Origin of the sequence: Lacimonas salitolerans (assembly GCF_042677865.1) — a bacterium.
Taxonomy (GTDB): Bacteria; Pseudomonadota; Alphaproteobacteria; order Rhodobacterales; family Rhodobacteraceae; genus Lutimaribacter; species Lutimaribacter salitolerans.
In genome coordinates this window covers 40266-52256 of record NZ_JBHUDD010000057.1, presented here as the reverse complement: position 1 = coordinate 52256, position 11991 = coordinate 40266, and the positions used below count along the sequence as shown (strand labels likewise).

12 protein-coding genes are annotated in these 11991 nt (G+C 66.1%); 4 read left to right on the top strand and 8 right to left on the bottom strand.

The features are described from left to right. Positions 1-67: 67 nt before the first annotated feature. From ACFTOW_RS11180 to cobS, 3 genes are all read right to left on the bottom strand, one after another. The gene (locus ACFTOW_RS11180; RefSeq protein WP_379915645.1) at positions 68-1867 is read right to left on the bottom strand and encodes an aminopeptidase P family protein; all 1800 of its coding nucleotides are present in this window, start codon (positions 1865-1867) and stop codon (positions 68-70) included. 77 nt (positions 1868-1944) lie between these two features. Further along, on the bottom strand, positions 1945-3819 hold the full coding sequence (gene cobT / locus ACFTOW_RS11175) for a cobaltochelatase subunit CobT (protein WP_379915643.1): 1875 nt from the start codon (positions 3817-3819) through the stop codon (positions 1945-1947). 124 nt (positions 3820-3943) lie between these two features. Beyond that, entirely contained in the window at positions 3944-4930 is a 987-nt protein-coding gene (gene cobS / locus ACFTOW_RS11170; RefSeq protein WP_379915640.1) for a cobaltochelatase subunit CobS, read from the bottom strand. A 136-nt stretch (positions 4931-5066) separates the two neighbouring features. On the opposite strand from cobS, the gene ACFTOW_RS11165 reads away from it, so the two are divergent. The 4 genes from ACFTOW_RS11165 (at position 5067) to msrB (ending at position 7596) form a co-directional block, all read left to right on the top strand. Next, positions 5067-5612, top strand: coding sequence for a sigma-70 family RNA polymerase sigma factor (locus ACFTOW_RS11165; protein WP_379915684.1), 546 nt, complete (start codon positions 5067-5069; stop codon positions 5610-5612). Further along, entirely contained in the window at positions 5609-6313 is a 705-nt protein-coding gene (locus ACFTOW_RS11160) for an anti-sigma factor (RefSeq protein ID WP_379915638.1), read from the top strand. Before ACFTOW_RS11165 ends, ACFTOW_RS11160 begins: the two co-directional genes overlap by 4 nt. Before the next feature lie 101 nt (positions 6314-6414). Next, positions 6415-6975 (top strand): fasciclin domain-containing protein, encoded by a 561-nt coding sequence (locus tag ACFTOW_RS11155; RefSeq protein ID WP_379915636.1) that lies wholly within the window; start codon positions 6415-6417, stop codon positions 6973-6975. Positions 6976-7140: 165 nt separating this feature from the next. Beyond that, positions 7141-7596 (top strand): peptide-methionine (R)-S-oxide reductase MsrB, encoded by a 456-nt coding sequence (gene msrB, locus ACFTOW_RS11150; protein ID WP_379915634.1) that lies wholly within the window; start codon positions 7141-7143, stop codon positions 7594-7596. Positions 7597-7639: 43 nt separating this feature from the next. Here the strand turns inward: msrB and ACFTOW_RS11145 are convergent, their stop codons facing one another. From ACFTOW_RS11145 to ACFTOW_RS11125, 5 genes are all read right to left on the bottom strand, one after another. After that, positions 7640-8911: an MFS transporter gene (locus ACFTOW_RS11145; protein WP_379915631.1), complete on the bottom strand. Its 1272-nt coding sequence runs from the start codon at positions 8909-8911 to the stop codon at positions 7640-7642. Positions 8912-9097: 186 nt separating this feature from the next. Then, the gene (locus tag ACFTOW_RS11140) at positions 9098-9727 is read right to left on the bottom strand and encodes a DnaJ domain-containing protein (RefSeq protein WP_379915629.1); all 630 of its coding nucleotides are present in this window, start codon (positions 9725-9727) and stop codon (positions 9098-9100) included. Positions 9728-9809: 82 nt separating this feature from the next. Then, positions 9810-10208, bottom strand: a complete 399-nt coding sequence (locus ACFTOW_RS11135; protein WP_379915627.1) for a DUF4177 domain-containing protein — start codon at positions 10206-10208, stop codon at positions 9810-9812. A gap of 194 nt (positions 10209-10402) precedes the next feature. Next, positions 10403-10876: a thioesterase family protein gene (locus tag ACFTOW_RS11130; protein ID WP_379915625.1), complete on the bottom strand. Its 474-nt coding sequence runs from the start codon at positions 10874-10876 to the stop codon at positions 10403-10405. Beyond that, positions 10824-11924, bottom strand: coding sequence for an alkane 1-monooxygenase (locus tag ACFTOW_RS11125; protein WP_379915623.1), 1101 nt, complete (start codon positions 11922-11924; stop codon positions 10824-10826). The genes ACFTOW_RS11130 and ACFTOW_RS11125 overlap by 53 nt, the downstream gene beginning before the upstream one ends. Positions 11925-11991: the final 67 nt, after the last annotated feature.

The window sequence follows — 11991 nt, the reverse complement described above, 5'->3', positions numbered from 1 at the left end:
CAGTCCCCCTTTTCAGTATTGTTTTTTTGCTTTGTGACCGCGTTGCATGACGGTTTCGTGTCATCCGTCACAGCGGCGCGGTGGCCGTTTCCAGCCATACCTGCGCCTTTGCCGACAAACGAGATGCGATCTTGTCCCGGCACGCGGCGTGATAGTCGTTCAACCAGTCGCGTTCTTCATCGCTCAAAAGACCGGGCAGCACAAGGCGGCGGTCGATCGGCACATAGGTCAGCGTTTCGAAATCATGCATCGGGCGCGGGTCACCGCCGGGCAGGTCCGGCGCCTCCTGCACCACGATCAGGTTTTCCAGCCGTATTCCGAACGCGCCCTCACGGTAATATCCCGGCTCGTTCGACAGGATCATGCCGGGTTGCAGCGGCACCTCGGACACCCGGCTCAGCCGCTGTGGCCCTTCGTGCACGCACATATAGACACCGACGCCATGCCCGGTGCCGTGGTTGAAATCCTGCCCCGCTACCCAAAGCGGATAGCGCGCGACAGCGTCGAGATCGCGCCCGGCCAACCCGCGCGGAAAGCGCAGGCGTGATATGGCGATCATGCCGCGCAGCACGCGGGTGAAACAGGCCTTTTCCTCGTCGCCCACATCGCCCATCGCAAGGGTGCGGGTGATATCGGTGGTGCCATCCAGATACTGCCCGCCCGAATCCACCACGATCATGTGGCCATCCTCAAGCGTGGCATTGGTGTCATGCGTCACCCGGTAATGCATGATCGCGCCATGCGGGCCGGTGCCGGCGATGGTCTCGAAACTGATGTCCAGCAGGGCGTTGCTGGAGCGGCGGAACCCTTCCAGCGCGGTGGCCACGTCGATCTCGGTGATCTGGCCCGGGGATTGCGCGTCGAACCAGCACAGGAATTCGCACATCGCCGCGGCGTCGCGCAGATGCGCCTCGCGGGTGGCGGCGATTTCGGCGCGGGTCTTGGTGGCCTTGGGCAGGATGCAGGGGTCTTGCCCTGTCACATGGGTCACGCCCGCCTCGTCGAGTTGCTGCACGATCCAGACCGGGGCGCTGTCGGGATCGACCCGCACCGGCCCGGTGAGGGACCGCAGCGCGGGGGCAAAGGCCGCCACGGGCCGGATCGTCACCACCTCGCCCAGATGGGCGCGCAGATCGTCGCCCAGCTTGGCGGCGTCGGCGAACAGCGTGCATTGCCCGCTGTCGTGCAGGATCGCAAAGGCATGCGGGATCGGGTTGCGCGGGATGTCACTGCCCCGGATGTTGAGCAGCCATGCAATCGAATCCGGCAGCGTGATCACCGCCGCCTGCTGCCACTGGTTGCGCAACTGCGCGGCAAGGCGGGTGATCTTGTCGCCATGCGCCTCGCCTGCCAGCCGTTCGGGGTAGGGGGTGATGGCCCCGGCGGGCGGCGCAGGCTGATCCGGCCAGATCTGATCGACCAGGTTGGCGCAGGGGGTCAGGATGATGTCGCTGCCCGCCAGCCCCTTTTCGATCCGCGCGATCTCGGACGGGGTGTGCAACCAGGGGTCAAACCCGATACGCCCGACGTCTATTTTCTGGCGCAGCCAAGGCGCGGGCTGCGTCTCGGGCCAGTCGACAGGGGTAAAGGCATCCAGATCGACCTGATGCTTGACCTGCGTGCGATAGCGCCCATCGACGAACACACCGGCCACATCCATCAACGCGATGCAAAAGCCCGCCGATCCGGTGAACCCGGTCAGCCATTCCAGCCGCGCATCATGGGGGGCGACGTATTCGCCCTGATGGGCATCGGCGCGCGGAACAAGGAACCCTGCCAGCCCCTCGGCCCGCATCCGGTCGCGCAACTGCGCCAGTCGGGCGGGGCCATGCTCGGGGCTGGCGGTGGTGTCGAAACTCTGGAACATGGGGCCTCGCGGATGTCAGTCATGCGTCACCGGGCCGGGTCTGGCCGCGGTGCAGTCTTGGAAACGGCGCCTCGGGCTCAGCTTGCGCGCCTCATCCCCAGGAACCGCGCCCTTGCGCGCGGATCCTTGTCAAACAGCGCGGCCAGCTGCTCGGTCATCGCGCCCGCCAACTGGTCCACATCGGTGATCGTGACCGCATGCTGATAATAGCGCGTCACGTCATGGCCGATGCCGATGGCGATCAACTCGACCATCTTGCGCCGCTCGACCATCTCGATCACGTCGCGCAGGTGCTTTTCCAGGTAATTGGCCGGGTTCACCGACAGGGTGCTGTCATCGACCGGCGCGCCGTCCGAGATCACCATCAGGATCTTGCGCGCTTCTGGACGCTTGGCCATGCGGCGGTGCGCCCATTCCAGCGCCTCGCCGTCGATGTTTTCCTTCAGCAGCCCCTCTTTCATCATCAGCCCAAGGTTGGGCCGCACCCGCCGCCAGGGCGCATCGGCAGATTTGTAGATGATGTGGCGCAGATCGTTCAGGCGGCCGGGCTGCTGCGGGCGGCCCTCGGCCAGCCATTTCTCGCGCGCCTGCCCGCCCTTCCACGCGCGGGTGGTAAAGCCCAGGATCTCGACCTTGACGTCGCAGCGTTCCAGCGTGCGCGCCAGAACATCGGCGCAGATCGCGGCGATGCTGATCGGGCGGCCCCGCATGCTGCCCGAGTTGTCCAGCAGCAGCGTCACCACCGTGTCGCGGAACTCGGTATCCTTTTCCACCTTGAACGACAGCGGCGTGGTGGGGTTGGCGACAACGCGCGCCAGACGACCGGCATCCAGAATGCCCTCTTCCATGTCGAACAGCCAGCTGCGGTTCTGCTGCGCCTGAAGGCGGCGCTGCAACTTGTTGGCCAGACGGCCCACGGCCCCTTTCAGCGGATCAAGCTGCTGGTCCAGATAGGCCCGCAGCCGTTCCAGCTCGGCCGGTTCGGCCAGTTCCTCTGCCGGGATTTCCTCGTCATACGCGGCGGCATAGACGGCATAGTTGGGATCGGCATCCGAGACCGGCGCAGGACCGGGCGGTTCCAGCGGGGCCTCGCCCTCGGGCAGCTCGGTCTCCTCGCTCATTTCCTCGTCGGCCAGCTCGTCCATGCTGACCTGCGCCTGGCTGGCATCCTGCTGCTCGTCCTGCGACTGCTCGGGCGAGGCATCTGCATCCTCGTCCTCGTTGTCGTCCTCGCCGGTGCTGTCGGGCTGGTCCTCTTCCTCGGCGCTGTCCTGCGCGTCGTCCTGATCGTCATCGGGCTGATCGGGGTCATCGCCCAGCTGATCGCCATAGCCCAGATCCTCGATCACCTTGCGCGCCAGACGGGCGAATTCGGTCTGGTCCGACAGGATTGCGTCCAGATTGCCCAGCGTGGCCCCGGCCTGACCCTCGATATGGCCACGCCACAGGTCCATCACGTTGCGCGCCCCGTCAGGCAGGTCGCGGCCGGTGGCCATGTGGCGCACCAGATAACCGGCGGCGGTGGCCAGCGGTGCGTCGGCGGCCTGCGTGATCTGGTCATAGCCCAGCCGCGCGGCCTCGTGCCCGATCTTGGCGTCGATGTTGCCCGCGGTGCCGGGCATGTCGCGCGCGCCCATCGCCTCGCAGCGGGCGGTTTCCATCGCCTCGTAGATGTCGCGGGCCATGTCGCCCTGGGGACGGTATTTCGCATGCAGACCGTCATCATGATAGCGGCGGTGCATGGCCAGCGCATCCGCCGTGCCGCGCGCCAGCAGCACCTCGTCGCGGGTCATCCGACGGCTGACCTGCGGCAGGCGCATCTGATCGCCCGCCAGCCCCGCGGGATCGACCGAGTAGCTGACGTTCAGTTCGGCATCATCGGCCATGACCTTGGTGGCCTCGGCGAGGGCCTTTTTGAACGGATCGGCGGGGTTGTCGGTCTTCTGGGCCATCTGGTTCCACCTTGGGCTTGCGCCTGCGCGCGGGCTTCATCTTGCCGATAAACTCCCGCCGGAGGCACCGCGCGCCCATCGGGCGCGCAAAACCTGCGAGGCGCGCCAGCGCCTCACATTTGGATCACTTCATTGCCAGACTCGCGGCGCTTTCAGGCAGTTCCTCGTCGAAACAGCGCTGATAGAACTCGGCCACGGTCTGCCGCTCCAACTCGTCGCATTTGTTCAGAAAGGACAGCCGGAAAGCATACCCGACATTGCGGAAGATCTCGGCGTTCTGTGCCCAGTTGATCACCGTGCGCGGGCTCATCACCGTGGACAGATCGCCATTCATGAAGGCGGTGCGCGTCAGCCCGGCGATATGCACCATCTGCGACACCGTCCTGCGCCCGGTCTCGGTGTTGTAATGGGGGTTCTTCGACAGCACGATGGCGCATTCCGCGTCATGCGACAGATAGTTCAGCGTGGCGACCAGCGACCAGCGGTCCATCTGGGCCTGGTTGATCTGCTGGGTGCCGTGATACAGCCCCGTCGTGTCGCCCAGACCAACGGTGTTGGCGGTGGCGAACAGGCGAAAATAGGGGTTGGGCGTGATGATTTCGTTCTGGTCCAGCAGGGTCAGCTTGCCGTCATGCTCCAGCACGCGCTGGATCACGAACATCACGTCGGCGCGGCCAGCGTCATATTCGTCGAACACGATGGCGACCTGATTGCGCAGCGCCCAAGGCAAGATGCCTTCGTGAAACTCGGTCACCTGCTTGCCGTCGCGCAGCTTGATCGCATCCTTGCCGATCAGGTCGATCCGGCTGATGTGGCTGTCAAGGTTGACGCGCACGCAGGGCCAGTTCAGCCGTGCCGCCACCTGTTCAATATGGGTCGATTTGCCGGTGCCATGATAGCCCTGGATCATCACGCGCCGGTTGCGCGAAAACCCGGCCAGAATGGCCAGCGTCGTGTCGGGATCGAACTTGTAGGTCGGGTCCAGGTCCGGCACGCGGTTGGTGCGCTCGGCAAACCCCTTGACCACCATGTCCGTATCGATGCCGAATACATCGCGGACCGAGATTTCCTCGGTCGGTTTCGTGTTCAAGTCCATGCTGCCATCCGCCATATCGCTTATCCTTCCTCGTCCGGCCCGATCCTGCCCGTTTGGTGCAGCATAAAGCGATAAGTGGCAAGGGCAAGCCGCGCCGCCCTTGCCATTTGCGACCGGGCCTTTACACATGGGGTCAATCGGTGAGGGCATGATGGCCGACAGGCAACAGATCGAGGCGCTTATCGCGAGGATCGCCATAGGCGACCGCGCGGCTTTCGGCATGCTATACGATGCCACCTCGGCGAAACTGTTCGGCATCACCCTGCGTGTCTTGAATGACCGCGACCTCGCCGAGGACGCCCTGCAAGAGGTGTATGAGAAAATCTGGCGACACGCCGGGCGGTATCAGGTCAATGGCCTCAGCCCGATGACATGGCTGATCACCATCGCCCGCAACCACGCCATCGACCGTCTGCGCCGCACGCGTGCCTCCGGGAATGCGCCGATGGATGAGGGCCATGTGGTGCCCGATCCGGCCCCCGGACCCGAGGCGCAGGTGATGGCCCGCTCGCAATCCGCGCAACTGGCCGCCTGCCTGGAAGAGCTTGACCCCGACCATGCCGTCGCGGTGCGCCGCGTCTATCTGGACGGTGAAACCTATGCCACTCTGGCCGAGCATTTTGCCGTGCCGCTCAACACCATGCGCACGCGCCTGCGCCGCAGCCTGCTGAAACTGAAGGAGTGTCTTGGCCGATGACCGACGCCCGCGACGATATCGCCCAGGGGGGCGAGGATGACGCGCTGGCCGCGGAGTACGCGCTGGGGCTGTTGTCGCGGGCCGAGGCCGAGGCGTTCGAGGCCCGCATGGTGCAGGAACCCGATCTGCGCGCGGCCTATGCTCGCTGGGCCGAGGATTTTGCCGCCCTGACCGATGACATCGCGCCGGTCGCGCCGCCCGCCCATCTGCGCGCGCGGATCGAGGCGCAGGTGCTTGGCGCGCCGCCCGCCCGCCGCCGGTTCGGCCTGTTCGGCTGGCTGGCCGGGGCAGGGGCCGCGCTGGCGCTGGCTGCGGTGGTTGTGCTGATGCTAGGCCCGATCGACCGGATTTCGCCCGATGCGCCACCCCCGCTGGTGGCCGAGGTCGCGGCCGAGGATGGCAGCCTGATCCTTGCCGCCGGATTCGATCCTGATACCGGCGAACTCGCGCTGAGCCGCGACACCGGGCAGGCGGTGCCGGGCCGGGTGCTGGAACTGTGGCTGATCGCGGGCGATGCCGCGCCGGTGTCGCTGGGCGTGCTGCCCGACGACAGCGCCACTCGCATCACCGTGCCCGAGGCCCTGCGCCCGGTGTTGGCCCCCGGGGCCGTTCTGGCGGTGTCCGATGAGCCTCCCGGCGGGTCGCCCACGGGCCAGCCCACCGGCGATGTTCTGGCCGTTGGGCAGATCACGGCCTCGTGATGCAAAGGAATTGAAACTCCTGGTCGTTGGCCTGCGTGGCTTTCGGCACAGGTCGCGCAGCACTGACGCCGCGCGGCATTGCAAACGGGAGAGTTACCATGATGACCAAGACAACGCTGCTGGGCACCATCGCCGCCTTTGGCCTGGCCGCAACCGCCGCAATCGCCGCCGAGAATGACAACCCGATGGTTGGCGGTGCCGCGATGTTCGCCGACAGGACGATCGTCGAAAACGCCGTGAACTCGGCCGATCACACCACGCTGGTCGCCGCTGTTCAGGCCGCCGACCTGGTCGAAACCCTGTCGGGCCCCGGCCCCTTTACCGTCTTCGCCCCCACCAACGCCGCATTCGACATGCTGGCCGGTGGCACGGTCGATGACCTGCTCAAGCCTGAGAACAAGGCCGCGCTGCAGAAGGTGCTGACCTGCCACGTGGTTGCCGCCGATGCGATGTCCATGGCGATCATGGGCATGATCGACGACGATGGTGGCACCCACCCGGTCGAAACCGTGGGCGGATGCACCCTGCAGGCCAGCTATGACGGCGACACGATCATGCTGGAAGACGAGCGCGGCCGCACCGCCAAGGTGACCATCGCGGATGTCGACCAGTCGAACGGGGTCATTCATGTGATCGACACGGTGCTTTTGCCCGCCATGTAAGGGCAGGGGCCGGGGGCGTTTTCCCATCCCGGGCTGTTTTGCCGCGCCCGGGCGTCCCGAAGTTCGAGTGAACCAGTTTATCTCACATGAATGTGCGCCGCCTGTGTGTTACCCTACGCAGGCGGCGCGGCTATATTCGAGATGCAGACATAAAGGAGCCGAGTCATGAACCGCCGCCATCTGCTGAGCCTTTTCGCCATCCTGCCCTTCGCCGGTGCCGCCCGCGCCGATGCGTTCGAAGTCACCCGCAGCGACGCCGAGTGGCGTGACATGCTGACCGATGCGCAATACCGCGTGATGCGCCGCGAAGGCACCGAGCCCGCCTTTTCCTCGCCCCTCGACAAGGTCTATGACGATGGCATGTACCATTGCCGGGGCTGTGATCTGGCGGTCTATTCCAGCGAGCACAAGTATGACAGCCGCACCGGCTGGCCCAGCTTCTGGCAGGCGCAGGACGGGGCCGTCGGCACCAAGACCGATTTCAAGCTGATCTACCCGCGCACCGAATGCCACTGCGCGCGCTGCGGCAGCCACTTGGGCCATATCTTCAACGACGGCCCGCAACCAACCGGCAAGCGGCACTGCCTGAACGGTGTGTCGTTGGTGTTCCGCGCGGCCTGAAGGCCGTCTGGCCGGGGCTGAACAAGGATCAAGGCGTCGGGTTTCAACCCTGTGCTTCGGCCTCGGCCTCGCGCTCGATCTCGGCCTGTTCGGCGGACCAAGCGCCCGCCGCCTCGATCACCACGGGCGACGAGGTGGGCAGAACACCAAGATAGCTTTCGGTCTCGAACGCCGGATCGCCCGTGCGCTGGGTCATGCGATACAGCGCGTAAAGCGCGATGGCGGCAAAGGTCGCCCCCAGAACCAGCCAAAAGCCGAATGGGCCTGATGCCTGCATCGCCCACCCCGTGACCAGCGGGCCAAAAATCGCCCCCAGCCCGAAGGTGAACACCAGCCCGCCCGAGGCTGCGGGCATGTCGTCTGCATGCAGAAAATCGTTTGTATAGGCCAGAAACAGCGCATAAAGCGGCGTCGTCACCCCGCCCGCAAAGAACGCGGCGGCCATCAGCGGCCACAAGCCGTCGCCCATGCTCCACCCGGCGGCACAGGCCACTGCGCCCAGAACCGCCGCGCCAAAGATCAGCCTGCGGCGATCCATCTGGTCCGACAGCCAGCCGATGGGATATTGCAGCAGCAGGGCCCCGGCAAACAGCATCGCCACGAACAGCGCCACCTGCGAGGCGCTCATCCCGATCTGGCTGCCAAAGACCGCGCCCATCCCCGATTGCGTGGCAAAGGCCCCGCCCAGCAGGAATATTCCCACGGTTCCCAGCGGCGAGCCCATGAACAGCTTGCGCAGCGGCATCGGTCGCGCGACCTCGACCGCCGGGACTGGCGTGACCGACAGCAGGATCGGCGCGAAAGAGATCGACACAAGGATCGACGCCCCGATGAACAGCACCGATGTCGCGGCATCGCCCAGCGTCAGCACCCCCTGCGCGCCGATGATTCCCAGCGTCTGCGCGATCATGTAGGCTGACAGCACCTTGCCCCGCGTCTCGTTGGTCGAGGCGTTGTTCAGCCAGCTTTCGGCGGTGACGTAGATGCCCGACATGCAAAACCCGACCAGCACCCGCAGGATCGTCCAGGCCCATGGCTCGGCCAGCAGTGGAAAGGCGATCAGCCCCGCCGACATGAAGCTGCCAAGCGCCGCGAATACCCGCACATGGCCCACGCGCTGGATCAGCAGCGGCGTGAACCGCGCGCCCGACAGAAAGCCCACGAAATAGCCCGATGTGACGATGGCCAATTCGGTCGCGTTGAACCCTTCGATCCCGCCGCGCAGGCCGATCAGGGTAAAATGCATCCCGTTGCCCAGCATGATGAGCACGATGCCCAGCAGCAGGGCCCAGACTCCGGACAGGACGTTGAACATGACGATGCCCTTTGCGAACTGCGGGTGACTCGCGTTGCTGGTTCACCGTCGCACGGGGCGGCCCGAGTCCTCCGATGCTGCAGCGCCGCATTGACGCCGATTTGCGACGTCGCGCGGCGTTTTGGGTGGCTCACATCCCATGCACGCGGCATGCACGGGCCATGCGCATGCCGTCACCCTGTCCGCTCAGCGAAAGTTGCGGCTGTCCTTGATCTGGTCCCAGGCCCAGACGACCTGCTGCAACTGTTCTTCCTGGCTGCGATCGCCGCCGTTCATGTCGGGATGCAGCACCTTGATCAGCGCCTTGTAGGACTTGCGCACCTCGGCCTTGGTCCAGGTGTCGCGCGCCTCGAGGATCTCGACCGCCTTGCGCTCGGTCGGGGGCAGCTTGCGGGTGTGGCCATCGGCATTGCCGCGCCCGGGGTTGCGGGTGGCGTTCTGGCCCAGCACCTGATGCGGGTCCTCGATGCCCAGCCGCGCCCAGGCCCGGGCCTCGGGGTCACCCAGCGGTTTCGTGGTCCGCTCCCACACCTTGTCCTTGGACGCCTGGGCGTTCATCTCGGCCTCGGTGGTGCCTTCGAAGAAGTTCCACTTGAGGTTATACTCGCGCACGTGGTCGCGGCAGAACCAGTAGTAATCGTCCAGCACGTCGGGGGCCTTGGGCGCGCGGAACTTGCCCGGCTCGGTGCAGCCCGGATGCTCGCACTCGCGCTGCGAGGTCTCGAACTCCCCGGTCATCCCACGCCGTCCGCGCGGGTTCTTCTTTTTCGCCGACTTGATCGACATATCGAAACCGAAGGGGTCTGATTTGGCCATGGGGTCACCTGTTCCGACTGCGGGGCTACACTGTAAATCCTCGCCCACGGGATGGAAGAGGAATTGGCAAATAAATCCGCGCTCAGGCGCGGGTGGCGTCCGTCTGACGGGGGGGCTCTGGCGCGTCCGACCAGTCATCCTCGGGCAGGGCGGACAGGTTGTCGTTGTCTGCCTCGGCCCTGTCAGGTTCCGGCAGGTTCTCGTCCGAGTGATCCTCCAGCAATTCCGGCGCGAACGCGCTGACGTCCTCGCTGCGCGCGCGGCGGAACACCAGAACCGAGCGGAACACGGTGGTGGTCGAGGTCAGGCCCGACCGCTCCTCGCTGGGCAGGGTTTCGCTGCGCAGAAACTCCCAGCCGTCTGCGGCAGCCTCGTTCATCGTGTCCTGCAGGGTGTGGGAAAACCGCTCTTCCGCCCCCTTGACCCCGCGCGCCTTGCGACCCTTTCGGGGGGCCGGGATCACCTTGTAGTCATACAGCATCAGAATACCCTGTTTCGCGCGACCGGCAGAGGGTATCAGCGCGCGCCCCGAAGGGAAAGCGGGGAATGGGTCGCAGGGGCAATCGCTGTGCGCGATCCCTCCACGCCCGCCACCCCCGGCCCCACCCCACAAGGGGAATGAGAGACACCACGCGGCAGCGGTACCCAGCCCGACCCGCCCGCGCCGGCCCCGGCTCAGCCCGGTTTGCGCCTGATCGCGATGGACCGGCCCACGCGTTCGGGGCGAGGCAGGTCGGCGTGGCTGGCATGCAGGGCGCGCACCCTGGCCATCACGTCGTCCGGCATCGGCGCCACGCGCGGGCCGGTCATGTCGATATGCAGCGTCAGCGCCTCGGCGGTGGCGGCCAGCCAGCCATCCTCGTGATACAGTTCCTGGTAGGAATGGAACCGCTTTTCGTCGAAGTCGATCATCTGAAAGGTCGAATAGGCGCGGTTGCCCTCGTGCAGCTCGCGCACATAGCAGACGTGAAACTCGGCCGTGTAGGTGGTCAGGCGGCGGGTTTCGGCATAGTCGGGGCCAAACCCCATCTGCGGATAGATCTCGTCGGCGGCCTGGTCGAACAGCACGTTGTAATAGGCCATGTTCAAATGCCCGTTATAGTCGATCCATTCCGGCTTGACCGTCATGAGCGAGGATTTCGTCTGCATCTGCGTCCCTTCTTCTGTCTGTCTTGTCCTGTCCCCAGCGCGCCAGCGGCCGCGCCATCACGCGCCGCCACAGCGGCGGGATCAGCGCGGCCACCGCCATCACCGGCAGCGATCTGGGCAGGGTCGGCATTTCTTCGGTCAGGTCAAGGGCAGGAAAGGCGACGCCGGGATGGGTGTGGTGATGCGAATGGCGCGGTGCGTTCAGCATCATCGCCGAGGACCAGAACTGCGGCCCGTTCCAGCTGTGCCGCGCGCCCACGGGTTCGGGCCGGCCATCCGCCCCGATGCGTCGACGCAGGCCATAGTGCTGCAGGTAATCCGACAGCAGGATCTGAAGCTGGGCATAGGCGGCGATGCCCGCATAGGCCAGCACGCCGCTCGCGCCGCCGATCCAGGCCGCCAGCGCCAGGCACACCGCCGCCCCGGCCAGATACCGCGCATAGGGATGGGTCCAGACCGCCGGGGCCATCCGCGCCCGGGCACGCAACGCGGTCTCCGCCCGCAAGCCCGCCATGAATGACCCGCCCCAGGCCCGCGCCGCATAGCGCCAGAACCCCATGCCGGCCGGGGCCGAGGCCGGATCGCGATCGGTGCCGACGTGGATGTGATGCACCCGCAGATGGGACGAGGCGTGGTGACCATAGAGCATCACCACATAGATCGCCCGGCCCAGCATCTGCTGCCAGCGCGCGGGCTTGTGGATCAGCTCATGCGCGTTGGGATGTCCGACCTGCCCGAAGAACAGCCCGAACCCCACCAGCAGCCCCAGCCGATGCGTCAGGTCATGCCCCGATGCGCCGCCCACCGCCCAGACCGCCAGCGCCATCAGCGGCAGATGCGCCACGCCCAGCCCGACGGCCAGCCCGGTGCCGGTGGGAAACTCCGACCCCGCGCCGCGGACCACGGCGGCCCGGCGCACCAGACGGTCCAGCGCCCAGGTCAACACCGAGATGCACAGCACCGCCGCCCAGACCCAGACCCCGCCAAAGGTTACGCCCGCGATCAGCAGCACAACCGGCAACAGCGTGGCAATGTCGAAAAACAGCATGACCCTCCCGGCGTTGGTTCCGGCAAGACCCTAGCGCAGGCCCGTTGGGCGCGCCATATCCAAAGGT